At 49.4% G+C, this 25,681-nt stretch carries 19 protein-coding genes; 11 read left to right on the top strand and 8 right to left on the bottom strand.

Annotated elements, in window-relative coordinates:
* The first annotated feature begins 37 nt into the window (after positions 1-37).
* The gene (gene mepA, locus AACQ93_RS13820; RefSeq protein WP_084419160.1) at positions 38-871 is read left to right on the top strand and encodes a penicillin-insensitive murein endopeptidase; all 834 of its coding nucleotides are present in this window, start codon (positions 38-40) and stop codon (positions 869-871) included.
* Positions 872-928: 57 nt separating this feature from the next.
* On the opposite strand, the gene AACQ93_RS13815 is transcribed toward mepA, so the two are convergent.
* From AACQ93_RS13815 to rdgC, 3 genes are all read right to left on the bottom strand, one after another.
* On the bottom strand, positions 929-1,183 hold the full coding sequence (locus tag AACQ93_RS13815; RefSeq protein WP_007466773.1) for a YfhL family 4Fe-4S dicluster ferredoxin: 255 nt from the start codon (positions 1,181-1,183) through the stop codon (positions 929-931).
* Between the two features lie 5 nt (positions 1,184-1,188).
* Positions 1,189-2,574, bottom strand: a complete 1,386-nt coding sequence (trhP, locus tag AACQ93_RS13810; RefSeq protein WP_007466771.1) for a prephenate-dependent tRNA uridine(34) hydroxylase TrhP — start codon at positions 2,572-2,574, stop codon at positions 1,189-1,191.
* A gap of 238 nt (positions 2,575-2,812) precedes the next feature.
* Positions 2,813-3,724, bottom strand: coding sequence for a recombination-associated protein RdgC (gene rdgC, locus AACQ93_RS13805; protein ID WP_198160168.1), 912 nt, complete (start codon positions 3,722-3,724; stop codon positions 2,813-2,815).
* A gap of 154 nt (positions 3,725-3,878) precedes the next feature.
* On the opposite strand from rdgC, the gene AACQ93_RS13800 reads away from it, so the two are divergent.
* The 5 genes from AACQ93_RS13800 (at position 3,879) to AACQ93_RS13780 (ending at position 12,309) form a co-directional block, all read left to right on the top strand.
* Positions 3,879-5,114 (top strand): exonuclease SbcCD subunit D C-terminal domain-containing protein, encoded by a 1,236-nt coding sequence (locus tag AACQ93_RS13800; protein WP_064605687.1) that lies wholly within the window; start codon positions 3,879-3,881, stop codon positions 5,112-5,114.
* 20 nt (positions 5,115-5,134) lie between these two features.
* Entirely contained in the window at positions 5,135-8,905 is a 3,771-nt protein-coding gene (locus AACQ93_RS13795) for an AAA family ATPase (protein WP_064605685.1), read from the top strand.
* 278 nt (positions 8,906-9,183) lie between these two features.
* Positions 9,184-9,873 (top strand): phosphate regulon transcriptional regulator PhoB, encoded by a 690-nt coding sequence (phoB, locus tag AACQ93_RS13790; RefSeq protein ID WP_007466762.1) that lies wholly within the window; start codon positions 9,184-9,186, stop codon positions 9,871-9,873.
* Between the two features lie 82 nt (positions 9,874-9,955).
* The gene (gene phoR / locus AACQ93_RS13785; protein WP_064605683.1) at positions 9,956-11,260 is read left to right on the top strand and encodes a phosphate regulon sensor histidine kinase PhoR; all 1,305 of its coding nucleotides are present in this window, start codon (positions 9,956-9,958) and stop codon (positions 11,258-11,260) included.
* 80 nt (positions 11,261-11,340) lie between these two features.
* Positions 11,341-12,309, top strand: coding sequence for a PstS family phosphate ABC transporter substrate-binding protein (locus tag AACQ93_RS13780; protein ID WP_064605681.1), 969 nt, complete (start codon positions 11,341-11,343; stop codon positions 12,307-12,309).
* 117 nt (positions 12,310-12,426) lie between these two features.
* Here the strand turns inward: AACQ93_RS13780 and ppx are convergent, their stop codons facing one another.
* From ppx to AACQ93_RS13765, 3 genes are read right to left on the bottom strand one after another with little or no spacing between them, the layout of a single operon-like run.
* Complete coding sequence (ppx, locus tag AACQ93_RS13775) at positions 12,427-13,923, bottom strand: exopolyphosphatase (RefSeq protein ID WP_064605679.1); 1,497 nt, start codon at positions 13,921-13,923, stop codon at positions 12,427-12,429.
* The gene (gene ppk1 / locus AACQ93_RS13770) at positions 13,916-16,012 is read right to left on the bottom strand and encodes a polyphosphate kinase 1 (protein WP_007466754.1); all 2,097 of its coding nucleotides are present in this window, start codon (positions 16,010-16,012) and stop codon (positions 13,916-13,918) included. The genes ppx and ppk1 overlap by 8 nt, the downstream gene beginning before the upstream one ends.
* 51 nt (positions 16,013-16,063) lie before the next feature.
* Positions 16,064-16,567: a glycine cleavage system protein R gene (locus tag AACQ93_RS13765; RefSeq protein ID WP_007466752.1), complete on the bottom strand. Its 504-nt coding sequence runs from the start codon at positions 16,565-16,567 to the stop codon at positions 16,064-16,066.
* Between the two features lie 282 nt (positions 16,568-16,849).
* Here AACQ93_RS13765 and AACQ93_RS13760 point away from each other — a divergent pair, with 282 nt between their 5' ends.
* Genes AACQ93_RS13760 through phoU form a run of 4 tightly spaced genes read left to right on the top strand, consistent with a single transcriptional unit; the run spans position 16,850 to position 22,295 of the window.
* On the top strand, positions 16,850-19,072 hold the full coding sequence (locus AACQ93_RS13760) for an ABC transporter permease subunit (protein ID WP_064605677.1): 2,223 nt from the start codon (positions 16,850-16,852) through the stop codon (positions 19,070-19,072).
* A gap of 37 nt (positions 19,073-19,109) precedes the next feature.
* Positions 19,110-20,729, top strand: a complete 1,620-nt coding sequence (pstA, locus tag AACQ93_RS13755) for a phosphate ABC transporter permease PstA (RefSeq protein ID WP_064605675.1) — start codon at positions 19,110-19,112, stop codon at positions 20,727-20,729.
* Positions 20,730-20,754: 25 nt separating this feature from the next.
* Positions 20,755-21,573, top strand: a complete 819-nt coding sequence (pstB, locus tag AACQ93_RS13750) for a phosphate ABC transporter ATP-binding protein PstB (protein WP_036800266.1) — start codon at positions 20,755-20,757, stop codon at positions 21,571-21,573.
* Positions 21,574-21,584: 11 nt separating this feature from the next.
* Positions 21,585-22,295, top strand: a complete 711-nt coding sequence (gene phoU, locus AACQ93_RS13745; protein WP_007466740.1) for a phosphate signaling complex protein PhoU — start codon at positions 21,585-21,587, stop codon at positions 22,293-22,295.
* A gap of 70 nt (positions 22,296-22,365) precedes the next feature.
* Here phoU and ppk2 read toward each other — a convergent pair whose 3' ends face one another.
* On the bottom strand, positions 22,366-23,157 hold the full coding sequence (gene ppk2 / locus AACQ93_RS13740; RefSeq protein WP_007466737.1) for a polyphosphate kinase 2: 792 nt from the start codon (positions 23,155-23,157) through the stop codon (positions 22,366-22,368).
* A 236-nt stretch (positions 23,158-23,393) separates the two neighbouring features.
* Here ppk2 and AACQ93_RS13735 point away from each other — a divergent pair, with 236 nt between their 5' ends.
* Positions 23,394-24,887 (top strand): alpha/beta fold hydrolase, encoded by a 1,494-nt coding sequence (locus AACQ93_RS13735; protein ID WP_064605673.1) that lies wholly within the window; start codon positions 23,394-23,396, stop codon positions 24,885-24,887.
* Between the two features lie 51 nt (positions 24,888-24,938).
* Here the strand turns inward: AACQ93_RS13735 and AACQ93_RS13730 are convergent, their stop codons facing one another.
* The gene (locus AACQ93_RS13730; RefSeq protein WP_064605671.1) at positions 24,939-25,676 is read right to left on the bottom strand and encodes a copper homeostasis protein CutC; all 738 of its coding nucleotides are present in this window, start codon (positions 25,674-25,676) and stop codon (positions 24,939-24,941) included.
* Positions 25,677-25,681: the final 5 nt, after the last annotated feature.

Genomic DNA, 25,681 nt, shown 5'->3' with positions numbered 1-25,681 from the left:
ACGAGGGATATTTTTCAACGGGCAGGGAAGGGACAAAGTGTTAAGACGTTTATTGTTACCGCTGTTTGGATTGATGGTGGCATTGCCTGTTTGGGCAAGCCCCTGGGAGAAGGTGGAATCGCCAACTGAAGAGCAGCCGCAGTCGATTGGGACATACAACAATGGTTGTCTTGCCGGAGGCGAAAACCTGCCTTTGCAGGGCGAAGGTTATCAGGTGATGCGTTCTCACCGCGGGCGTTATTATGGTCATCCGGAAACCATCACATTTTTGCGAGATCTGTCGAAGCAAGTGCACAAGCTGGAGTTGGGGCAGTTGCTGGTGGGTGATATTGCCATGCCGCGTGGCGGGCGCTTTTCATCCGGTCATGCCAGTCATCAAACGGGGCTGGATGCAGATATTTGGCTTAAGCTGACCGATAAGCCGCTTTCAGAAGAAGAGCTGATTGATGTCCAGCCGCTGCCTATGGTTCACCTCAAGGATTACAAAATCAACAAGGATAACTGGGGGCAGGAGCAGGCGCAGTTGATCAGCCTGGCTGCCGTTGATGAGCGGGTTGCGCGGATTTTTGTCCACCCGGTAATCAAAGGACAACTGTGCCAGCAGGAATGGAAAGACAGGAGCTGGCTGCGCAAAGTCCGGCCCTGGTGGGGGCACTACTACCACTTCCATGTCAGACTCCATTGTCCGGATGGCGACAGTAACTGTAAGGCACAGAAAGCTCCGCCAGCCGGGGATGGTTGCGGTGCTGAGCTAGCTTCCTGGAAGCCTAAGTTGACACCGAAGAAAGAAAAGCCGAAGAAAGTGGCCAAGAAAGCGAAGAAGAAAGCCCCTGTGCCACCGGAGCAGTGTCTGGCGTTGTTACGAAACTAATACGGGTCACAGATATAAAAAAAGCGCCATCTGGCGCTTTTTTTAGTGAACCCGATATTATGCAAGACCTTGTAGGGTAACGAACTTCTCAAGTAGTTCGTCATCGGTCTCAACGTGATCCGGGTCGGTAATAATGCAGTTGGTGATCGGACAAACTGACTGACAGGTCGGCTTGTCGTAATGACCTTTACATTCTGTGCATTTATCCGGGTTGATCTCGTAGATCTCATCACCCATGGTGATCGCTTCGTTCGGACACTCAGGATCACACATGTCGCAGTTAATGCACTTTTTGGTAATTAGCAGTGCCATAGCGATTACTTGCTGTCTTTAGGTGCGTGAGGGTTACGAGTGTTCTCACCTGTATTCAGGTTACGCATCAGCAGGCCATATTCCAGATCCATATCCTGAGGAACCGGGATAAATACGAAGTGGCCGTTGCCTTTCGCATCGTCGATTGACTCTGACTTGCGGTTTTCCATCATCTCAAGGGTGAAGATCACGTTGCCTTGCGGCGTCATCATTTCAAGGCTGTCGCCGACAACGAATTTGTTCTTCACTTCAACTTCAGCCAGGTCGCCACGGCGCTTACCTGTGAATTCACCGACAAACTGCTGTGAGTCAGAAATAGAGTAACCGTAATCGTAGTTCTGGTATGAATCGTGAGTGTGACGTCGAAGGAAGCCTTCGGTATAGCCACGGTGTGCCAGGCTTTCCAGCGTACCCATCAGGCTTTCGTCAAACGGCTTGCCCGCTACTGCGTCATCAATTGCTTTACGGTAAACCTGAGCGGTACGTGCACAGTAGTAGAACGACTTAGTACGACCTTCGATCTTCAGCGAGTGAACGCCCATCTTAGTCAGGCGGTCAACGTGCTGGATAGCGCGCAGATCTTTTGAGTTCATGATGTAAGTGCCGTGCTCGTCTTCGAATGCCGCCATTTTCTCTTCAGGACGGTGGCTTTCGCTCAGCAGCATAACTTCATCAGTTGGCTTGCCTAGGCCGATAGTGTTGTCAGGGCGCTCTGCGTCCTGCATTTGTACCGCGTCCTGAACTTCAACGATCTGGCCAGCATCGTTCTGAGTCGCTTTTTCTACTTTGTATTCCCAGCGACAAGCGTTAGTGCAGGTACCCTGGTTCGGGTCACGCTTGTTGATGTAGCCGGAAAGCAGGCAGCGGCCAGAGTAAGCCATGCAAAGCGCACCGTGAACGAAAATTTCCAGTTCGGTGTTCGGACATTTTTCGCGGATTTCTTCGATCTCTTCCAGAGACAGCTCGCGTGACAGAATGACACGCTCAACGCCCTGGCTTTCCCAGAATTTAACGGTTGCCCAGTTAACTGCGTTCGCCTGTACAGACAGGTGAATCGGCATTTCAGGGAAGTTTTCGCGAACCAGCATGATAAGGCCAGGGTCAGACATGATCAGGGCATCAGGGCCCATGTCTACAACTGGCTTAAGGTCGCGGATGAAAGTTTTTAGCTTAGAGTTATGCGGCTGAATGTTACATACCACGTAAAGCTTCTTGCCCTGGGCGTGTGCTTCGTCGATACCGATTTTCAGGTTCTCGTGGTTGAACTCGTTGTTACGAACACGAAGGCTGTAACGTGGTTGGCCAGCGTAGACAGCATCTGCACCGTAGGCGAATGCGTAACGCATGTTTTTCAGACTGCCCGCAGGCGATAACAATTCAGGTTTAAACATAGCTCTTATATTCCAGTGTCTGATTGCAAATCAGGCCGTATCGCAGGGGGATACGGGTGTGAGGCGCGATTTTACTGTGATCCGTACCACAAAGGCAACGAAAACGGGGGAAAGAGGTGAGTTTTAAGTATTGAGAGGCAAGAAAAAGAGAGAAGAGTCAGTAGAGCAGAGGGTGGGAATAATAAAAGCGAAGTACAGAGACTCGAAATTCGCCCCTGATACTTCGCTTCTTAAATTGTTATTCCTTCGCTTCCAGGCCGCCCAGTACTTCGAACAGGTTAGGCAGGAAGGCAGAGAATTCGCCGCACATCAGTGACAGGTCAGCATCGATACGCTGAGCAACATCTTCACGGTCGATGTCGTCATTTTCGTCTTTCAGGTCATCAGAGAACTTCAGGCGCTTAACAGTCAGGTCTTCGCCCAGCACGAAGTCGATACGATCCTGCCAGTTAAGAGCCAGCTTGGTTACCAGCTTGTCAGCTTCGATGTGAGCCATGATTTCATCGCTGCTCAGATCCTGCTGCTTACAACGAACCACACCGCCGTCTTCCAGTACTGCTTTCAACTCAGCTTCTTCACCGACAGTAAAGCCGTTTGGTGAAGTGTTAGAACGTACCCACTCAGTCATGGTCAGCTCAGCTGGTTTCTCCGGCGTTACCGGTACAACCGGCAGGCTGCCGATAGATTTACGCAGCAGCGCCAGCAGATCTTCTGCTTTTTTGAAGCTGCCTGCATCAACTACGATAAAGCCCTGTTTCGGCATGATCAGCGCGTAAGTTTGCTGGTGGCGGCTGAAAGCACGAGGCAGCAGATCCATCACGATTTCATCTTTGATGGTGTCTTTTTCTGTCTTCTTCAGTTTACGGCCCAGGTCTTTTTCCTGCGCTTCAACCTTGGCTGCCATTGATTCTTTGATCACTGAAGACGGTAGCATTTTCTCTTCTTTACGGGCACAGATCAGAATATTGTCGCCACTTACATGGGTGAACATATCACCGTGCTTGCCCAAGGCGTGAACCCAGCCAAACTTTTGCATGTCCTGGCTACCACAAGGGGTAAAGCGAAACTCTTCAAGCTGTTTTTCCAGCTGATCCGGATTTAGCTCAATTTCACGGCTAAAGCGATATGTCAGTACGTTTTTAAACCACATCATGGCAGTTACAAATCCTAGGTTGTGCATCAGGCTGACAATCTTATTGCATTGCTCTGGTTTTGTCGCATTTTTCTCTGGATTTGCGGCTTGGGAAAATAAAATTGTGGGGTACAATCGGGTAAGTTTTCCTGACTGGCATATACATATCGTAATGAAAATCCTCCATACCTCCGACTGGCATTTAGGCCATCAGCTTCATGGTTATAACCGCGATTACGAACATCAGGCTTTTCTCGACTGGCTGGCAGAAACACTGGAAAAACAGCAGGTAGATGCCCTGCTGGTGTCCGGTGATATTTTTGATACTGCCAACCCGCCGGCCAGTGCCTGGCGGATGCTGTACCGTTTTATGGCACGCCTGGCGCAGACCATGCCGAAGTTGGATGTGGTGATGATTGGCGGTAACCATGATTCGCCGAGCAAATTGGATGCCCCGCATGAATTGCTGAAAGCGTTTGATTTGCACATGGTCGGCGGTATTCACCGTGATGAGAACGGTGAGCTGGATCACCAGCGAATGCTGGTGCCGTTGACCGATAAGTCCGGAGAGCAGGCGGCGTGGGTGCTGGCCGTTCCGTTTTTGCGCAGTGCCGACCTGCGTACCGAGGATTTGCAAGAAGACGATGACCGCCTGATTAAAGGCGTTGAAACTCTGTATGCCGAAATGACGGAAGTTGCCCGGAACCAGAAAACGCCGGAGCAGGCCCTGATTGGAATGGGCCACGCCTACATGGCGTCGGGCAAGTTGTCTGAAATGTCGGAGCGCCGGGTACTAGGCGGTAACCAGCATGCGCTGCCGGCTTCTATTTTTGCCGACGATATCAGCTATGTCGCACTGGGACACCTGCACCTGGCCCAGCGTGTTGCCAAACAGGAGCATATTCGTTACAGCGGTTCGCCGTTACCGTTGTCGATGTCGGAGCGAGGCTATAACCATCAGGTCATACTGGTGGATCTTGATGGCGACAAGGTGACAGAGATTGAATCTTTGCTGATCCCGCGTGCCGTTGACATGCTGAAAGTGCCGGGTTCGCCGGCTCCGCTGGAGCAGGTATTGGAAGAGTTGGAGGCGCTGGAGGTTGAAGAATGTCCCCGCGAGCAGCAGCCGTTTCTGGAAGTCCATATCCTGCTTGATAAGCCGCAGGCGTTGTTGCGGGAAAAAGTGTTGGGTGCGCTGGAAGGGAAAGCGGTCCGGCTGGCAAAAATCACCCCGCATTACCGACAGCAGGAGCAGCAGGACAGTCTGAATTACCGTCGCTTGTCGGAAGTGTCACCGCAGCAGGTATTCAGCCTCAGCTGGTCAAAAAAATATGACGGTGAGCCGGACGAAGCGATGGCAGCAGCATTTGAAACCCTGCTGACTCAGCTTGAAGAAAGTGAAGCATAAGTGGTGAGAAAAAAATAACGATGAAGATTTTAGCGCTACGTGGCGAGAACCTTGCCAGCTTACAAGATAAATTTGAGATTGATTTTGCCCACGGCCGATTAGGTGAAGCCGGCCTGTTTGCGATTACCGGTAAAACAGGCTCGGGTAAATCGACCATGCTTGATGCCATCTGTCTGGCGTTATATGACCGGATCCCACGCCTGCAATCGAACAAGAAAAATGATGCGGAAATCGGTCGTGACGGTGATGCTGCACGGATCAAAGCCAACGATGTCCGCAGTATTCTTTCCCGCGGTAAAGCAGAAGGTTTTGCCGAGGTCGATTTTGTCGCCAATGACGGTAGTCACTGGCGGGCACACTGGCATGTCCGTCGTGCCCGTGGTCGCGCCGAAGGCAGGATCCAGGCTGCTGAGCAGTGGCTGGAAAATATTGAGACCGGCCAGCGATTTTCCGGCAAAAAAGCAGAGTTACAGGCTGAAATCGAGCGCTTGATTGGCCTTTCTTTCGAGCAGTTCCGCCGGGCAGTGATGTTGCCGCAGGGGGAATTTGCCGCTTTCCTTAAAGCCGGTGCCGATGAGCGTGCCGCGTTGCTTGAACGTATGACCGGTGGTGAAATATACGGTCGCTTGTCGGTGGCAGCCTACGAGCGTGCCCGGGAAGAAAAACAGAAGCTGGCTCAGTTGCAGGACAAGCTGGGTGATATCGCGTTGCTCAGTGACGAAGAGAAACAGCAATTGACTGAGCAGGTTGAAGCCCTGAAACAGCAAGTGCAGCAGTTGGAAGGGCAGATCAATGATTTTGCCAAACATCAGCAGGCGTTGCAGTCAGAAAATACTTTGGCAGAGCGTGTGGCCGAAACGACTCAGGCTCTGGCTGATGCAAAATCACAGCAGGAAGAAGCCCTGCCTCGTTATGAGCAGTTGGATTTAATTGAAAAAGCTCAGCCTGCCAGCGGTGATTTTCTGATGTTGCAGCAAACCGAGCTGCAATTGTCGAAGCTGAAGAAAACCCTGTCTGATGCAGAAGCCGCGCTGCAGGGGGAAAAACAGAAACTCATTGATGCCGACCATCAGGCTCAGACTGCTAAACATGCTCTGAATCAGGCTCAACTGCAGTGGCAGGAGCTGGAGCCGAAGATAAAACAGGCCAGCGCGCTGGATCAGCAGTTGGATTCATTGAAACGCCAGCTTGGTGATATCGACAAAGATTACCAGCAACAGGTTCAGGTGTTTAACGAGCAACAGCAGCGCCAGCAGGAACTGTATCAGCAGCGTCATCAATTGCAGCAGCGCCATCATCAGCTGGCTGTCGTGTTGGATCAGAATCGCGAGCTGGCTGGTGTCGCCGAGCAGTATCAGCCGGTACTGGATAACCTGGATCAGTACCTGACGGCTCACCGGATGCTGGTTCGCCTGAACAAAGATAAACAGCAGATCCAGTTTGAGCAGCAGAACCATCAGCGTGATACCGCGATGCTTGAGCAACAGATGCAGGCGGTGATTGAGCAGAAAACGATGGTTGACGCTCAGCTCAAAGGAATGGATGTGGAAGCGCTTGAGCAGGCGCAAAGTGATGAGCAGAAACGGTTCAATGAGCAGCAACAGCAGCTCGATACCTTGCGTCAGGCTATGTCCGGCTCGAAAGAGTGGGTATCACTGCTGCAACAGAAAGACAAACTTAAAGCCGAGCAGCAGGAGTGGCAGAGCTATCAGGAGAAAGCAGAGCAGCGACTGAAAGAACTTCAGCCGCAGTTGGAAACGCTGGCAACTCAATATCAGGAAGCCGAACACGCCTTCCAGCAGAGTATGGCGGTGGTCAACCTGAGTGAATACCGCAGTCAGTTGAAACAGGATGAGCCTTGCCCATTGTGTGGTTCGACTGAGCACCCGTATGCCGAACAGCATCCGGCGGTTGAAGGGGTTCTGCACAGTATGCGCCAGCGTCTTCATGAGCTGCAGCATCAGATGCAGGCCGGAGAAGGTGAACGCCAGCACCTGCAACAGCAGCTGCCGCAATGCCAGCAGCGATTACAGCTGATTGCCGCTGAACTGCAGCGCTTAGAGCAATATATCGAGCAGGTGTTCAGCCAGATGATGGCATTGCTGAAACAGCTGGAGCTGACAGATTCCCTTGAGCAGGATGTAGCCAGTGAGCAACTGGATCAGCAAATCCGTCGGTGGCAGCAGGAAGCCGAGCAGACTTATGCTGAATTGCAGCAGCTTCAGCACAGCCTGGAGAAACGTCAGTACCACATCCACCAGGCACGCCAGTTGCAGCAGCAAATGCAGAGTATTCAGCAGGCGGAAAGCGAGCTGAAAGAGTTGCAACACAAGCTGGAGCAGAATACGACCCAGTGGCAGGAACGTTTGCAGTCTCTGGATGAACAGAGCCAGACTCAGCAGGACATTCTGTCTTCCCGTGCTGAAGCACTTAACGAGCAATACGGCAACGATCAGTGGCTGGATATGCTGCGTCAGCACGGTGCCGAGCAATATATTCAGCAGTTGAAATATCAGGTTGAGCAGTTCCTGGCGAACCAGCGTGAAGTGCAGGACATTGAAAAGCAGCTGTCCGAGTTGGCACCTAAGTTGGCGGAAATTGAAACCTCGCTGGTTGCCCTTGAGAAACAGCTGACTGACTGGCAGCAAAAAGCCGGTCAGCTACAGCATGAAACGGCTGAGATTTGGCAGTTGAGGTTGTCGTTGGTGGGTGAGCAGGATACAGAGCAACTGGAAGCTCTGCATAAAGCTACAATCAACACCCAGCAGGAAGCGTTGAGCCAGGCTGAAGTCATGCAGCGTCAGGCCGGTGAAGCGCAGGCTGCGGCAGAAGCGGCACTGAACAGCGCCCGTAAGCAGGAAGATGAAACGGCGGCTGAACATCGCAAAGTGGTACAAAGCTGGCTGGGATGGCAGAAAAAGCTGGGCCTTAATGAACATCAGCTGATGCAGTTGCTGAGTAAAGATGAAGCCTGGTTGAAAGAAGAGCGTCAGGCGCTGAAGGCCATTGATCAGGCGGTATCTTCCGCCCAGACTCTGTTGGTTGAGCGCGAGCAAGCCGTGATTGATCATAAACCGTTGGCAGACAGTGCCCGGGAGTGGTTTGAACAGCATGCTATCAGTGCAGATACTGAGCAGCAGGCACAGTTGTTTGAAGACTGGAACCAGCAGAAGCAGGCCTTGGATGAGCAGGTATTTCAGTCCCGTCAGCGTCAGGTTCTGGCTGAACAGGCCGAGCAGCAGGCCGGTGAGCTGACCGATAAATTGATGAGCCAGCAGCAACAAACCGAATTGTGGCTGCAGATGAGTGAGCTTATCGGTTCGGCGACCGGTAATAAGTTCCGTACCCTGGCACAGGGGCTGACCTTACAGCAGCTGGTGGTATTGGCTAACGAACATTTGCAGGATCTGGCACCGCGTTATGCGCTGCAGCCGGTACCGAACAGCCCGCTGGCGTTGCAGGTGATCGACCATGACATGGGGGATGAAGTTCGCAGCGTTGAGTCGTTGTCCGGCGGTGAAAGCTTCCTGGTTTCCCTGGCACTGGCACTGGCGCTGGCTTCTCTGGCGGCCGATACACGTCAACTGGGCTCCCTGTTTATTGATGAAGGTTTCGGTACGCTTGATCCGGATAGCCTGGAAATGGCTCTGGCCTGTCTGGATGCCCTGCAGGCTGATGGCCGTCAGATTGGGGTGATCTCCCACGTTGGTACCATGGTTGAGCGGATAGGAGTTCAGGTGGCGGTTGAGGCACAGGGTGGCGGTCGCAGTAAGGTGTCCGTCCGGGGCTAAACTTCCTATTTGACTTACAGCTAGGCTGGTAACTTGCAGGCTCGTTGTTCATGGCTGGCCTGAGGTGTTAAGACTGGATGATAACTGCCCGGTTTGGAACCGAACCGGGACAGTTCTGGGACAGTTCTGGGACAGTTCCTGAACAGTTCTTGGAACACTTTGGTAATGTAATCCAATACATACGGGCTGGCTTTTATCGCGCCGAGTCACAAAAGTGTCATAATAAAAACACATAATGACGCTCGACAGACAGCAACTACTACTGGGTAACTATTGCTATGGTAAAACGGATTCTTGTTGTAGAAGATGAAGCACCGATTCGTGAAATGTTGTGCTTTGTCCTCGAACAGAAAGGATATGAGGCGATTGAAGCTGAAGATTTTGACTCTGCATTGGAGAAAATCTGCGAGCCATATCCTGAACTGATTCTGCTGGACTGGATGCTTCCCGGCGGTTCGGGGATCAACCTGATGAAACATCTGAAGCGGGATGAAATGACCCGTAAGATCCCTGTGGTGATGCTGACTGCGCGCGGCGAAGAGGAAGACAAGGTTCGTGGCCTTGAAGCCGGTGCGGATGACTATATTACCAAGCCTTTTTCTCCGAAGGAGCTGATGGCTCGCCTGAAGGCGGTTATGCGCCGGGTGTCGCCGACATCGTTGGAAGATGTGATTGATGTTCAGGGGCTAAAGCTGGATCCGGTTTCACACCGTGTGACGTCGAATGACGAACCGCTGGATATGGGGCCGACAGAGTTCAAGATGCTGCACTTCTTCATGACTCACCAAGAGCGAGTCTACAGCCGTGAGCAGCTGCTGAATAATGTCTGGGGTACTAATGTTTACGTTGAAGACCGCACGGTTGATGTTCACATCCGACGCCTGCGTAAAGCATTGGAAGCTGGTGGTCATGACAAACTTGTTCAGACTGTACGCGGTGCCGGATACCGATTCTCTACCCGTACCTAGTTATTAGCGTTAAGTTAGTTTTTGATACCGGCGAATTTGAAACAAAAAACGAATAGACGCTTTCGTTTGGATGGAGTAATAAATGGTTGAACGGCTGTCGTGGAAAAAGCTGGTTTTTGAACTGGCCTTTTTCTACTTGCCCTGGATCGCACTGGGAATGATTTTTGGCTATATGCCATGGTTCCTGCTGATTGCCACTTGGATCCAGCTCATCTGGCATTTTCATAACCAACTGAAGATGTCTGATTGGTTGTGGAAAGATCGCAGCCTGACTCCACCATCGGGTTCCGGTAGCTGGGAGCCTTTGTTTAACGGCCTTTATCGCTTGCAGCAGCGTAACCGACGCCGCCGCAAAGAGCTGGCTACTTTAATCCGCCGTTTCCGCAATGGTGCGGAATCCCTTCCTGATGCCGTTGTTGTATTTAGAAGCGAAGGGAATATCGTCTGGTGTAACAAACTGGCTCAGCACCTGCTGGGTTTCCGCTGGCCGGATGATGCCGGTCAACCGATCAGCAACCTTCTCCGCAGTCCCGATTTTGTCCGCTATCTGGCTAAACAGTCCTTTGAGACGCCGTTGGAGATCACCTCGCCGTTTAACTATGACCGTACCCTTGAACTGCGGATCATGCACTATACCGAAGGTGAGTACCTGATGGTGGTGCGTGATGTGTCACAGCTTAAGCAGCTTGAAGGTATGCGACGTAACTTCTTTGCTAACGTATCTCACGAGCTGCGTACACCAATGACGGTTTTGCAGGGATATCTGGAAATGGCGAAAGATCCAGATATGCTGGTCGGGCCGATGTGGGATAAAGCTCATGGGGTAATGACTGAGCAACTGCTGCGAATGAATTCGCTGGTTGAGCAGTTACTGACTTTGTCCAAGATTGAAGCTGCGCCGAACATTGAGCTGGAAGAAACGGTGGATGTGCCGGCGATGCTGGATATTCTGGAAAAAGAAGCTATTTCACTCAGTGGCGGTGATAAGCACCTGTTTACCTTTGAAGTTGATAAGTCGCTTAAAGTGTTGGGCGATGAAGATCAGCTGCGCAGTGCGATTTCTAACCTGGTGTATAACGCGGTGAAACATACGCCGGAAAATGCTGAAGTATCGGTGCGCTGGTATCTGTCTGCGACGGGACCAAGGTTGGAAGTAAAAGACAGTGGTGAGGGGATCGAGCCGCAGCATATCCATCGTCTGACCGAGCGATTCTATCGGGTTGATAAAGCCCGCTCCAGGGAAACCGGAGGTAGTGGTCTTGGGTTGGCGATTGTGAAACATGCCCTGAGCCACCATGACTCGCACCTGGAAATTGAAAGCGAGGTAGGTGAAGGCAGTACTTTCTCTTTCACCTTGCCTGAAAGGTTGGTTGCCAAAGCTGCCTGATAAGGGGTTTAACACCAGCCAGACAATATAGATATGATACAAGCGGCTCTCGGGCCGCTTTTGCTGTTTACAAGGAACATATGACTGCAAGGTTCAGAAAACTAGGATACCTGCTGGCTCTGCTTGTCAGTTGGGGAGCATCGGCTGTTGATCAGGAGCTACCTGAATATTACAAAGTGAGCGGTATTTCCGGCAACCTGTCATCGGTTGGCTCAGATACCTTTGCCAACTTGATGACTTACTGGTCGGAAGAATTTAAGCGGATTTATCCGAGCGTTAATATTCAGGTTCAGGCAGCAGGTTCCTCAACCGCACCGACTGCTCTGATTGAAGCAACTGCGCAGCTCGGGCCGATGAGCCGGGCGATGAAATCGCGCGAAATTGAAGCTTTTGAGCAAGAGCATGGTTATCAGCCTACGGCGATCAGAGTTGCGATTGATGCGCTGGCCGTGTTCGTTCATGAGGATAACCCGCTTGAGGGGATCAACTTTGCTGAGCTTGATGCGATTTACTCCCGGACGCTGCGCTGTGGTGCTTCAGAGTCGATCACTCGTTGGGGGCAACTGGGGCTGGAAGGCAGCTGGAAAAAACGCAGTATTCAGTTGTTTGGCCGAAATTCTGTTTCCGGTACATACGGTTATTTCAAACAGCGCGCGCTGTGTAAAGGCGATTTTCGCAATAACGTCAATGAGCAGCCGGGCTCTGCATCAGTGGTACAGTCGGTTTCCAGTTCACTCAATTCCATTGGTTATTCTGGGATCGGCTATAAGACCACGGGGATCCGGGCGATTCCGGTTGCACGGGATGGAAACAATTTTGTCGAGGCGACGATTGAGAACTCTATCAATGGTAGCTACCCTCTGGCCCGATATTTATATATCTATGTAAATAAGCACCCGAACGAAGCCATGCCGCCGCTAGATGCTGAATTTATCCGTTTTATTCTTTCCCGTAACGGGCAGGATATTGTTGAGAAAGACGGTTATGTGCCTTTACCTGCCTCGATTGTGGCAGAGGATATGAAGACACTGGGTTTGAGCGCGAATTGATATACGCTCAATAATTTAAACCCATGGAATAAGAAAGCCCGGCTGATACTCGTCGGGCTTGTTTTTTCTACTCATATAACTCGCTCATCTTGCTCGCTTTTATTAAGCAGTATCAGGCTATTTTATGTTGAGTTGCCATCCTGCTTTAGCCCAGTATTCCTGCTCCTGGCGTAAATCGGCAGCCAACAGTTTGTTACTGGTTTCCCAGTCTTTTGGCAGGCTTAACAGCCAGTCTTCCTTGTCGGCTTTTACTTTGATTTGCGGTAGAGGCTCATCGGTTCTCTGGCCGTTGAGGGCGACCGCCAGGCGAAGGGTTCTGATCAGCGGATACAGGTGCTTGCGTTTGTAGATATTGAGTTCGGGCATTTCTTCCAGCTTGAGGCTTTTACGCTGGAAGCGAACAAGGGTAGCCAATACGGTTTGCTGTTCAAGGTTAAATCCCGGCATGGTGCTGTAGCGCAGCAGATAGGCAGAATGGCGATGGAATCCCGGATAGGTGATGCTCAAACCGACTTCATGCAGCAATGCGCCCCAGCCAAGCAGGGTAGAAAGTTCTGATTTTGCCAGTCCTGGTTGAGGTTCAATTTGGTTGTAGAGCATTTCGGCGGTATTTTTCACCCGGTTAGCCTGCTCCATATCAACATGGTATTGCGCTGCCATGGCATCGGCGGTGCGGGTTCGGATATCACTGTGACGGAAGCGATCTTCCATTTCATACAGCAAGCCTTCCCGTAAGGCACCGTCAGAGTAGGTCATTTGTTCAATTTTCAAGGAACTGAATACAGCGCTGAGGATTGCGACACCAGCCGCAAATACCGGTTTCCGGTCATCGCTTAGTCGCTGGAAGTTAAGGTCTTGTGCGTTCTTAAATTCCAGGATTTTGTCAGTTAATTGGCTTAGTCGTTTGCCGGTAATAATGCCATCTGCACAGCCCATCCCGATGAGTACTTCACGAATAGCTTTGATAGTGCCGGAAGAGCCGACTGCATATTGCCAGCCTTTCTTGCGGTACTTACTGGCGATACTTTCCAGCTTTTGTTCGGCGGCCAGCTTGGCGGCAGCCATGCTTTTTGCGCTGATTTTGTCTTTAGGGAAAAACTGTTGGTCATAGCTGACACAGCCCATGTGCTTGCTGTAGACGAGATGAGTGTCAAAGTCTTCGCCGATGATAAGCTCGGTACTACCACCACCGATATCAACTACCAGTTTACGACCGTTTTCCGGCTGGGTATGAGCGACTCCCAGATAAATCAGGCGGCCTTCTTCCGTACCCGGAATAATTTCTATCGGGTAGGGGATCAGGCTTTCGGCCCGTTTGAGAAAAACGTGGGCATTCTGAGCCTGACGCAGGGTATAAGTTGCGGCAATGCGGACATTTTCCGGTTCGAACCCTTGCAGGCGTTCTGCAAACATTGCCAGGCAGTTCAGGCCGCGCTGAATAGCGGCCTGATCAAGGTTTTGGTGGGCATCCAGGCCGGAAGCCAGATGTACACGCTGTTTGTGCCTGCTGATAATTTGCAGGCTCTGGCCGACGATTCTGGCAACGACCATATGAAAACTGTTCGAGCCAAGGTCAATTGCTGCAATTTCGCGTGGACGTTGATTTTCAATCATTGTTTTTCATCGCTTTTTCGGCTTTTTTTCGTAGCTGTTTTTCCGTGTTTTTCAGGTAATCATAGGTCGCTGTCTGGGAGCGGATCTTGCGACGATTACCTCGCGGCACATAATGATTGTTCATTTCTTTATCGATAATCCGTGCTTTGACGGTATCAGACATCTGGATATTCAGGATATCGATAATTTTTTTCTTCAGTACCGGATCCCGGATTGGACAGCCGACTTCGATACGGTTATCGATATTTCTGGTCATCCAGTCCGCTGACGAGATCATCACTTCCGGATCACCGTTATTCTCAAACACCATTACTCTAGGGTGTTCCAGGAAGCGGTCGACGATACTGATTGCGGTGATATTTTCGCTGATCTCTTTGATCCCCGGGATCAATGAGCACATACCACGGATGATCAATTTGATCTCAACGCCAGCGCTACTAGCCTGATAAAGCATGTTTATCAAACCCTTATCGACCAGATTATTCACCTTAAGTGTAATACCAGCAGGCAGGTTTTGCTTGGCATGGGCAATTTCCCTGTCAATCAGGTCATAAAGTCGGGCGCGGGAATTACGTGGTGACACGACTAAGTGGTTGAATTCCACCGGGCGGTACGGGTTTTCGATATAACCGAATACCTGTCGGACTTCATTGGTAATTTCTTCATCGCAGGTGAAAAACGCAAAATCGGTATAAATCCGGGCGGTTTTTTCATGGAAGTTACCGGTGCCGAGGTGGGCGTAGCGGACAAAACGGTCATCTTCTTTACGGGTGATCAGGCAAAGTTTGGAGTGGATTTTCAGACCCGGTACACCGAAAAGTACGTGTACACCAGCTTCGGTCAGGCGGCGGGCCCAGATGATATTGGCTTCTTCGTCAAAACGGGCCTGCAATTCAACCACTACCGTTACCCGTTTACCGTTATTGGCGGCTTCAATCATTGATTCAATAATCCGGGAGTCTTTGGCAACCCGGTAGATGTTGATTTTGATGCTGCGTACTTTCGGATCGTAGGCGGCCTGGCGCACAAGCTCCGTCATATGGTTGAAGGTGTGGTAGGGGTAATACAGCAGGATATCTTGTGCCTTGATCGCATCAAACGCATTTTGGGCGCAACTGAAATGGTAGCTCTCTATTGGTGGTAGCGGAGGATTTTCCAGGTACTTCCTGCCCACATTCGGAAAGCCGATGAAATCTTTGAAGTTATGGTAACGTCCGCCGGGAATAATACTGTCATAACTGGAGACCTTCAGCAGGCGGCAAAGCTCTTTGATCATGTCACTGGGCATGTCACGCTGGTACACAAAGCGGACTGGCATGGCATTAAGGCGCTGTTTGAGCCCTTCTGACATCTGTTCCAGCAGGCTGTGCTCGACTTCCAGCCCGAGATCATACTCGGCATCCCGGGTCATTTTCATAGAATAAGCGGTCAGCTTATCGTATTCGAAAAAGCCGCTGAAAATATCATCCAGACAGAAGCGAATAATATTGTCGAGCAGGATTAAAGTCTTTCTGCGTTTGCCTTTGGCTTCCGGTACTTGGACAAATCGTGGCAACTGATCGGTCGGGATCTCAATCAGGGCGTATTTTTTCTTTTTACCCTGCTGCATTTCGACTGTCAGGTAAGAGTATTCGTCTTTCAGGAACTCCAGCAGATCGATATCTTTGGTTAGCAGGATCGGGGTGATGTGCGGAAGGATGGCGTTACGAAAATACTTCTTCAGCCATATTTTCTGATTGTCATCGAGCTGTTGTTCGTTGATCAGGAAGATATGGCGGCGTGCCATTTCCAGCAGGATTTCGTTGTACAGGTTATCGAAGTCCTGATTCAGTTTTAGCACCCGGCTCTGGATTTTACTTAACAGTTGTTTGGCGCTGTCATCACCGCCTTGTTCCTGGCTGATCAGGATTTGGCGTTTCACATCAGCAAAACGTACCTGGTAAAACTCATCAGTGTTATTAGAAAAAATCCCTAAGAAACGCACTCGCTCAATCAGCGGGACAGATTTGTCTGCCGCTTCCTGCAGCACGCGTTCGTTAAAAGACAGCCAACTTAATTCTTTTTCAATATAGAGAGGTTCCGTGCTCATTGTCATCCTGCTAATAAGCTTATGGGCCAAAAGAAACGTGGTTAGTTGTTATCAGTTGTCATCCATATCAACGGTTAAATCATCAGCGATTTGCTCAAGAGAATCCTGAACTACATCCAGTTCTAATCCTTGTGGTAATTCGAGCTGGAAATGAGCGGTAAAAATCGGATAGCCCCAGTTAGGCGCGCTTTGGTTTTCGGTTTTGAGTTTGTTGATATTGATACCAAGTTGGTTCAAGCGAGCCGTTACGTCTTTGACTATGCCCGGACGGTCGTTGCCTGTGACGGTGAGGTTGTGAAGAGCAGTGGCGGGCGCATTACTGTTGTCATCCTCAACAATATGGATTTGCAGCTCATTGATTTGTGATAAAGCGTTTTTTAATAGCGGAATATATTGGGAGGCGACTTCGACTTGCAGGATCCCTGCAAACTGACCGGCAAGTTTACTCAGACTGCTGGAAAGCCAGTTACCATTATTTTGGTAAACCGTATCTGAAAGTAGCTCCACCAGTCCGGGGCGGTCTTTGCCGATGACAGTAATGATAAGGTGCTTCATAACGACTTCCTTTTTCGTTGTATGCCAATTCATTATGAGATTGTGTGCATTAGCTGTCCAGATGCCTGGATCGCATATCACTTAAATGAAGTTTAGTTCATAAAGCATTAAGATTAATGACATTTAGCTGCAAAACTAGGTCATCCATAATCAAAGCTTTGTCACCCATCAGCTATGGTTTGATAACTCTGATGCAGACATAGCCGGACGGGTTCGCGCTGTAATATAATTGTCACCTAAAAGAAATATTATTCGTAAACCTATAAAATTTTTGAGGTAATAATGGCAGACGCCAGTGCATTTTTGATGAGTGACAGCCCTGGCCGCCGGGTAAAAGACAGACTGGCGCGCTATGGGGTAACGGCTGGCGGGATTTTTGTACTTATTACCCTGGTTCTGATCTTTTTCTACCTGCTATTTGTCATCTTGCCGATATTTGAAACGGTAAAGGTGAAGCCGCAACAGGCCTTCTCTGTTTCTTTTTCTGATCATCCGGCCGCAATTCGTATCAATGAGCAAAATAATATCGCCTATCGCATGTCACTGCAGGGGCGACTGAGCTTTATTGACTTGAATTCATCACAGACTGGTGCGTTGTTAAATGAATATACAGTGACAGCATCCCCAGCCAGTTTTGCCCGGACATTGCCAAAGGAAGAGGTTTACGGTTATGGCGGCCAGTCCGGTGAGGTGGTGGTGTTCAAACCGACCTTTCGTACTGATTTTTCCGATGGTGATAAGAAAAACATCTCCGGAATTGATTATCCGTTAGGACAAAAAGTGCAGCTTGATCCCGAAGGACAGCCGATTGTGAAGCTGGCTGTATCAATGCGCGATGAGCAGGCCGTCATTGCCGGAGCAACTGCCGATCATCGGGTAAGAGTGATGGTGCTTCGCCATCAGGAGAGTTTGTTGGGAGACGATTCGTCCTGGATGTCGCGTTCATTTGCTGTTGATGGTTTACCCAAGGGCATTAAATCACTGGCGGTAACCCCAGATGGCCGCACTCTCTATGCCATTGCCGGTAGCAGCCTTTACGTAGTCGTGCTGGACGGTAAGCAGCCTGTGATACGGGAAGCGGTGGATGTCAGCACTGACGATGCTTTGCCAGAACAGCTGACACTATTATCCGGCGCAAATTCGTTGCTGATTACAACTAGTGACAACTTGGTTTCACAGTGGTTTGAAGTACTGCGTGACGGTAAGCGGCAAATGATTAAGGCGCGCCACTTTGAAATTGGCAACAGTCCGGTTGTTCAATTGGTTCCGGAATATTCCCGCAAAGGCTTTTTTGCTGTTCAGCAGGATGGTCAGCTGTCAGCTTTTTATACTTCGGTGAAAGAAGCCATTTACCGTGCACAACATTTTGATACGTTACCTGAACATGTGGCAATTTCCCCTCGGGCAGATCGGTTGATCACGGTAAACGGCGATCAGTGGCAGATCTATCGGGTTAAAAACCGCCATCCGGAAATTGCTTTTGCCTCACTGTGGCAGAAGATTTGGTATGAGGGCTACCCGGAACCGGATTATGTCTGGCAGTCGACATCGGCCAGTGATGAGTTTGAGCCTAAGCTGAGCTTGGTGCCGATTGTTTTCGGTACTCTGAAAGCCGCAGTTTATGCCATGTTCTTTGCGATCCCGATGGCATTGGCAGGAGCGATTTATACTGCTTATTTCATGTCATCGAAAATGCGCCGGGTCATTAAGCCGACAGTCGAAATTATGGAAGCGTTGCCGACGGTTATTTTGGGCTTTCTGGCCGGAATATGGCTGGCCCCTATCGTTGAGGAAAACTTGGCCGGTATTGCGTTATTGGTTCCTGTATTTCCGCTTGTATTGTTGCTAGTCGGCCTTTGTTGGTCGCTGTTGCCGGGACAGGTACGACACCGGATACCCGGCGGATTGCACATTATATTACTGATCCCGGTGATCGTGCTCTTGTTCTATGTTTGTTTTCAATTCGGCCCGTATTTTGAGCAGGCTTTTTTTGCCGGCGATCTGAAGATGTATCTCGCCAGTGAGTGGGGGGTTGGCTACGATCAGCGAAATGCGTTGGTGGTTGGTATCGCGATGGGATTTGCGGTGATCCCGACCATTTTTACCATTGCCGAAGATGCCATTTTCTCCGTTCCTGCTCACCTGACCAGCGGCTCTCTGGCGCTGGGAGCGACACACTGGCAGACACTGACCCGCGTGGTTTTACTGACAGCCAGCCCGGGGATTTTCTCTGCCATTATGATGGGGCTGGGCCGCGCCGTGGGTGAAACCATGATTGTGCTGATGGCAACAGGGAATACGCCGATTATGGACTGGAATGTGCTGGAAGGTTTGCGCACACTTTCTGCAACCATTGCCATTGAGATGCCGGAAAGTGAAGTGGGCAGCTCCCATTACCGGATCCTGTTCCTGGCAGCCTTTGTCTTGTTTGTATTCACCTTTGTATTCAATACCATCGCTGAACTTGTCCGTCAGCGTTTGAGAGAGAAATACAGCTCGCTGTAATGTTTGAGGCTATCAACAGAATGAATTTAACTAACTGATGGGTAACTGGTTTAAGTCAGGTGCTCCCTGGATATGGATGACTGCAGGTGCGGTGAGCCTGAGTTTGGCGGCTGTACTGGGTTTATTGTTATTGATTGGCTGGAAGGGGTTGAGTTACTTCTGGCCGGCACCTGTGTATCAGTTTGAGCTTGATATCAGCGGTAATAAACAAACTGTGATTGGTGAGCTTTATGAAAAGAAATCAATCTCGGTAAAACAACTGGCCGAAGCCGGTGTTGATGTTTCACAGATAGACGGTGATCGGGTTGAGCGTTACCTGATCAAAACCGGAAACCGTGAGCGTGTTGAGCTGGACTTTATCACTGTACTTGAGACACAGGTGGAAAGCCGTACCCTGGCGGATGGAATTGCCGTGATTGACCGGGTGAAGAACGGTAAGTTCTATGGCTATCCGATCAGTTTTATTGATGATGGTGTCAGCAAGTCAATGACCGATTTGCCGGACGGTTTATCGGCAGCAGATAAGGTGCGGGATGAAATCAGGCTACTGCAACAAACCGATATCGCCGAGATAAACCGTCAGCTGGAATTGCTGCGGTTGGAAGAGCGAAAGCAAGGGCAACAGCAACAGCTTGGGCTTGAACTCCGGCGTGAAAAACTGGAACAGGATTACAGTGCGTTGGAGCAACGGTTGTTTGCTTTGCGACAAAAGCTGGAACAAGACGCGGTTCTGGTTCGGGATATGGCTGGCGTCATGGTCAGATTGCCGTTGGGGCAGGTTCTCGATCTCTGGTATCCGAACAATCTGAGTTTTATTGAAAAGCTGGCTCACTGGGGACATCAGGTCGGCAAGTTTGTCAGTGAAGACCCGCGGGAAGCCAATACCGAAGGTGGGGTGTTTCCGGCGATATTCGGCACGGTATTTATGGTGCTGCTGATGAGCGTGGTGGTGACTCCGTTGGGTGTTATGGCAGCAGTCTACCTCCATGAATATGCAGGTAAAAATCGTTTCACTAACCTGATACGGGTTGCGGTCATTAACCTTGCCGGTGTGCCATCCATTGTGTACGGGGTGTTCGGGCTTGGTTTCTTTGTTTATATGGTTGGTGGCAGTGTCGATGAGATCTTTTTTGCCGATCAGCTTCCGGCACCGACATTCGGAACGCCGGGCATTTTATGGTCGGCACTGACACTGGCAATTCTGACTTTGCCAGTGGTAATTGTTTCTACCGAGGAAGGGCTGGCAAGGATCCCGAATTCGGTACGTCATGGTTCGTTGGCGCTCGGGGCCACTCAGGCTGAAACTTTGTGGCGAATTGTGTTGCCAATGGCCAGTCCGGCCATTATGACCGGTTTGATTCTGGCGGTAGCGCGGGCGGCTGGGGAAGTGGCCCCGCTAATGTTGGTCGGGGTGGTAAAAATGGCACCGACCCTGCCGGTTGATGGGCAGTTCCCGTACCTGCACCTTGATCGCAAGTTCATGCACCTTGGCTATCATATCTATGATGTCGGTTTTCAAAGCCCGAATGTAGAAGCGGCAAGGCCACTGGTATATGCTACATCGTTTTTACTGGTCACCGTGATTGTCGGTCTGAACCTGACGGCAATTGGGATCCGAAACCATTTGCGCGAAAAATACCGCTCTTTGGAATACTAATGAGACTCATGACCCCATGACTGATATGTTTTCAATTAACTCGCCCATCGGCCTGTTTCAGCCGGAAGATTTGACTTCGTTACCCGAAGACAAAACGGCGATGTCGATCGAAGGACTGGATCTCCATTACGGGAGTCATCAGGCCCTGTTTAATATCAATATGCGGATTGCCAAAGGGAAGGTGACGTCATTTATCGGCCCGTCAGGGTGTGGTAAATCAACCTTGCTGCGCTGTATCAACCGGATGAATGATCTGGTGGAAGGCTGTAAGGTCGAAGGCAAAATCATGCTGCATGGCCAGAACATTTACGACAGTAAAGTGGATGTCGCAGCTTTGCGCCGCCGTGTCGGAATGGTGTTTCAGCGGCCGAATCCGTTCCCGAAATCCATTTATGAAAATGTGATTTATGGGTTGCGTCTGCAGGGGATCAAAGAGCGGCGGGTACTGGATGATGCGGTCGAAAACTCATTGCGCGGTGCCGCGTTATGGGATGAGGTAAAAGATCGCCTGCATGAAAATGCTTTCGGTTTGTCCGGCGGTCAGCAGCAGCGACTGGTGATTGCCCGTGCCATTGCCATTGAGCCGGAAGTGTTACTACTTGATGAGCCGACGTCGGCACTGGATCCGATTTCGACATTGACCATTGAAGAGCTGATTAACGATCTGAAAACCAAATATACCGTTATCATTGTTACCCATAACATGCAGCAGGCAGCCAGGGTTTCAGATAACACAGCATTTATGCACATGGGGGAACTGGTGGAATACGCGAATACCAATGACATTTTCACCACTCCGACAGAGAAACGAACTGAAGATTACATTACTGGCCGATACGGTTAAGGAACAGGAGCATGTTGGATAATTTAAGTCTGGGTCGCCATATCTCCGGCCAGTTTCATGCCGAGTTAGAGAGCATCCGAACCCATGTATTAGCTATGGGAGGGTTGGTTGAACAGCAACTGGCGGACTCACTCAAAGCGATGCACAAGCAGGATGACGAGCTGGCCCGGCGGGTGATTAAAGACGATCACAAAGTAAATGCCATGGAAGTGGCGATTGATGAAGCTTGTACCCGTATTATTGCCAAGCGTCAGCCAACCGCGAGTGACTTACGTTTGGTGATTGCAATTATCAAGACGATTACCGATCTCGAACGCATTGGCGATGTGGCCGAAAGCATTGCCAAGGTGGCGCTGGAGAATTTTTCTAATAAGCAGTATAACCTGCTGGTTTCGCTAGAGGCGCTGGGCCTTCACGCTGTCAGAATGCTGCATGAAGTGCTGGATGCTTTTGCCCGGATGGATGTGAAGGCGGCCATTCGCGTCTATCAGGAAGATGATCGTATCGACCGTGAATATGAAGCGATTATTCGCCAATTGATGACTTACATGATGGAAGATCCGCGCTCGATTCCGAATGTGCTTCAGGTTATGTGGTCTGCCCGATCAATTGAGCGGGTTGGGGATCGTTGTCAGAATATTTGCGAGTACATTATCTATTTCGTTAAAGGTAAAGACATTCGCCATACCAGCCATGACGAATTGGAAGAGTTTTTGAAATAAGACTTTGGCTTGTTAATTCAATAAAAAAAATCCCGGCTAACACAGCTGGGATTTTTTATTTTTAGCACTATTAATCTTTATCAAACAGATCCGGGACAAAGGTTTGGGTATCCATTGGCGGTCGCATATAACCTTCTTTGCTGATCTCCGGAAGTTCGATGTGAGGATAATGGATTTCTTCGTAGGGAATATGCGACAGCAAATGTGAAATACAGTTGATGCGGGCTTTCTTTTTATCATCACTGTTCACCACCCACCACGGACAGTTCTTGGTATCTGTATAAGCAAACATTTTGTCTTTGGCTTCAGAATACTCAGCCCAGCGCTCACGGGATTCCAAGTCCATCGGGCTGAACTTCCAGCGTTTTACTGGGGTGTGAATTCGTTCAAGAAAGCGTTTTTCCTGTATTTCGTCGGAGACGGAGAACCAGTATTTCAGGATGATGATACCCGAACGTTGCAACATGCGTTCGAATTCAGGGCAGGAGCGGAGAAACTCATCGTATTCTTCATCAGTACAAAAACCCATGACTTTTTCCACTCCGGCCCGGTTGTACCAACTGCGATCGAACAGCACCATTTCGCCAGCAGACGGTAGATGAGCAACATAGCGCTGGAAATACCATTGTGTTTTTTCTTTTTCCGTTGGTTTTGACAGGGCTGTAATCCGGCATACCCGCGGGTTCAATTTTTCAATAATACGTTTGATCACTCCGCCTTTTCCTGCCGCATCTCGTCCTTCAAAGATGACGAGAACCTTCATGCCCGAGTGCTTTATCCATTCCTGAAGCTTGACCAACTCGACCTGCAATCGTTCAAGTTCTTTCTCGTAGTCTTTCTTTTTGAGTTTCTTACTGCCCATACATCACTCCATTTCCTTGGCTGTTTCGCAGCTTCGTATCTTTTTAATAGTAATGCGTTTGGAGGATATATGGAGGAAAAACACTGAATTGGGGGTACGAACGTTAAATTCTTGTCAGGAATGCAATATATGTGATGGGTATTATTGAGTGCTTGTTCATATGGTGATTGTATGCATCTGGTTTATCCGGCGCCCGTAATAGCCGTAAATATAACAATAATGTTTAAGGAAAAATAATGCATAAACTAATGTCAGGGTTAATCACATGTGTCTTACTCGTAGGTTGTAATGAAAGTGATAATAATCAGTTTGCCGCCAGTCGAGAAAGTATTATCGACAAAGCCTGCCCGCAAAATATGACATGTGACTTTATGAGTGCACCAAAAGACTACGCTAATCCAAATGGAGAGATGGTAGATATTTTTTATGGTGTTCATAAAGCGGAGGACCCAGCTAATCGAATTGGTGCATTAATTCTTAATTTTGGTGGGCCTAGTGCAGAAGCAGTACATGGTGCTGCGGGTATGGCTGCAGATAATTTACCGCAGGAAATACTGGATCGTTTTGACATTGTCGGAATCGATCCTCGAGGTACTGGGCAGAGTGCGTTTGCCCGGGAGCTAACGCAATGTGCAGTTGCTGAAAAGCAGGGGAGTGGTAATTGTGACGCAACTTATCAGCAAGTGGCACCTTACTTAGGGAGTAATTCGGTTGTTAAAGATATCGATAGGTTGCGCCAACGTCTTGGTGACGAGAAGCTGACTTTCTTAGGATATTCATACGGTACTCGTCTTGGTTCTCTATATGCGCATACATTTCCTGATCGAGTGCGTGCCATAGTTTTGGATGCGCCAATGTCACCAACAGCCGCAAATAATATTGAAATACGCACAGGTAATGCCGCCGGTTATGAAAAAATCGCTGATTATCGACTAGGGCATAATGAAATACGTAATAATCGTTATCAAAATATAGTTAATCAGTTGTTTGCTGCTCCTGAATATAATTATCAAGCATCTGATGGAGTTTTGACTTCAAAAGAAGGTGCATTGGCTATGAACCTGACTGTTGCAAGAGAGTCTTCTGGTGATTGGTCTTATGTGGAATCTGGTGTGACTAGTTTATTGGATTATGATCGTGTAAATAGCCTGAAGTGGCTTTTGAGTGTTTTGTCTAATGGCTACAGTTATAACTTCGACTCAAATTACGAGGATATGTTAAGGGGCAATGCATTATTTAAAGCTGTTGTTTGTACTGATGAAAGAACGCCGTTAAGTGATGCAGATATTGAAGCATCCCTTGATCGCTTTGTTCATGCTTCATCACTATATGGAACATTGACTTACTCTCAACACGGTAATTTGTGTAAGGGGTGGACTGCTCAACGTGATCCTGTTGCTTCTGTAGTAGATATGGATATATCCCTAAGAGGGAAGCAAATCTTAATTATTGGTGGTCAATATGATCCGGCGACACCTTACATCTGGGCTCAAGAAATGAAGAACAGTTTTGGTGATGTTGGTTCGTTGGTTACAATCAATAATCATGTTGATCATGCATTTAGTTATACCGGCATTGATTGTATTGATCAGAGTACCACTGCTTATTTATTGAATCCGGAAAAAAGAATAGCAGAGAAAACGTGTGATAAAGCAGCCTATCGTTTTGATTATGAACCTACCAAAGCGCAAAGGCTTCCACATCCAACAGATAATGTGATTGGTTGGTAATAATAGCCAGAACGGAAAGAGCCTGCATTTGCAGGCTCTTATTTTATGTGGTTATTGCGGAGCTTTTAAAACGGCCTTCACTTTCTCTGCTGAGGTAACAGGAACACTGAAATCATCAACATCGGCATTGCCCATATAAGCATGTTTGGAATAGTTAATCATCATGCTTGGGCGGGTGGTTTTACCTGAAAGATGAACTTCTTTCACTCCGGTTTTACTTATGATTTCCGCTACATTATTCGCTGTGACACCAGCTCCCGCCATAATGTTCAGGCGATCACCACAGAACTGAACCATTTCCGCAATGGTATCTGCACCGGACAATGCATTAGCCTGCAATCCAGAAGTAAGTACGCGCTCACATCCTGCGCTCATGATGTTCTCAAGGGCGGTAAAAGGGTCGACACACTGATCAATAGCGCGGTGGAAAGTCACACCTAAGCCCTGAGCTTCTTTCATTAGACTACGGAGAATATCGGTATCGACTTCTCCCTGTGCATTCAATACGCCAACTACAACGCCCTGCAAATCGACATTTTGGGCCGCGTGAATGTCGGCCAGCATAATTTCGACATCATCGTCGTTAAACAGAAAATCGCCCTGGCGCGGACGAATCATGGCATAGACAGGAATGTTCGCGGTGCGGGCTGCCTGCTTCATAAAGCCAAAGCTCGGGGTCAGCCCCCCAAGTGCCAAGGACGAGCATAGCTCAATACGGGTAGCACCACCTTGCTGCGCGTAGTGGAGAGATTCGATGTTATCAATACAAACTTCGAGGTGGTTAAGCATAGGAA

The sequence above is a fragment of the Photobacterium sp. J15 genome, from assembly GCF_963870815.1.
Lineage (GTDB): Bacteria > Pseudomonadota > Gammaproteobacteria > Enterobacterales > Vibrionaceae > Photobacterium > Photobacterium marinum.
This window is presented reverse-complemented; position numbering and strand designations above follow the sequence as displayed.

Bases quoted from the DNA above. Each gene is read 5' to 3' on its own strand.
- AACQ93_RS13815 (WP_007466773.1), bottom strand. From the start codon at position 1,183: ATGGCACTGCTAATTACCAAAAAGTGCATTAACTGCGACATGTGTGAT.
- trhP (WP_007466771.1), bottom strand. From the start codon at position 2,574: ATGTTTAAACCTGAATTGTTATCGCCTGCGGGCAGTCTGAAAAACATG.
- rdgC (WP_198160168.1), bottom strand. From the start codon at position 3,724: ATGTGGTTTAAAAACGTACTGACATATCGCTTTAGCCGTGAAATTGAG.
- AACQ93_RS13800 (WP_064605687.1), top strand. From the start codon at position 3,879: ATGAAAATCCTCCATACCTCCGACTGGCATTTAGGCCATCAGCTTCAT.
- AACQ93_RS13795 (WP_064605685.1), top strand. From the start codon at position 5,135: ATGAAGATTTTAGCGCTACGTGGCGAGAACCTTGCCAGCTTACAAGAT.
- phoB (WP_007466762.1), top strand. From the start codon at position 9,184: ATGGTAAAACGGATTCTTGTTGTAGAAGATGAAGCACCGATTCGTGAA.
- phoR (WP_064605683.1), top strand. From the start codon at position 9,956: ATGGTTGAACGGCTGTCGTGGAAAAAGCTGGTTTTTGAACTGGCCTTT.
- AACQ93_RS13780 (WP_064605681.1), top strand. From the start codon at position 11,341: ATGACTGCAAGGTTCAGAAAACTAGGATACCTGCTGGCTCTGCTTGTC.
- ppx (WP_064605679.1), bottom strand. From the start codon at position 13,923: ATGATTGAAAATCAACGTCCACGCGAAATTGCAGCAATTGACCTTGGC.
- ppk1 (WP_007466754.1), bottom strand. From the start codon at position 16,012: ATGAGCACGGAACCTCTCTATATTGAAAAAGAATTAAGTTGGCTGTCT.
- AACQ93_RS13765 (WP_007466752.1), bottom strand. From the start codon at position 16,567: ATGAAGCACCTTATCATTACTGTCATCGGCAAAGACCGCCCCGGACTG.
- AACQ93_RS13760 (WP_064605677.1), top strand. From the start codon at position 16,850: ATGGCAGACGCCAGTGCATTTTTGATGAGTGACAGCCCTGGCCGCCGG.
- pstA (WP_064605675.1), top strand. From the start codon at position 19,110: ATGGGTAACTGGTTTAAGTCAGGTGCTCCCTGGATATGGATGACTGCA.
- pstB (WP_036800266.1), top strand. From the start codon at position 20,755: ATGTTTTCAATTAACTCGCCCATCGGCCTGTTTCAGCCGGAAGATTTG.
- phoU (WP_007466740.1), top strand. From the start codon at position 21,585: ATGTTGGATAATTTAAGTCTGGGTCGCCATATCTCCGGCCAGTTTCAT.
- ppk2 (WP_007466737.1), bottom strand. From the start codon at position 23,157: ATGGGCAGTAAGAAACTCAAAAAGAAAGACTACGAGAAAGAACTTGAA.
- AACQ93_RS13735 (WP_064605673.1), top strand. From the start codon at position 23,394: ATGCATAAACTAATGTCAGGGTTAATCACATGTGTCTTACTCGTAGGT.
- AACQ93_RS13730 (WP_064605671.1), bottom strand. From the start codon at position 25,676: ATGCTTAACCACCTCGAAGTTTGTATTGATAACATCGAATCTCTCCAC.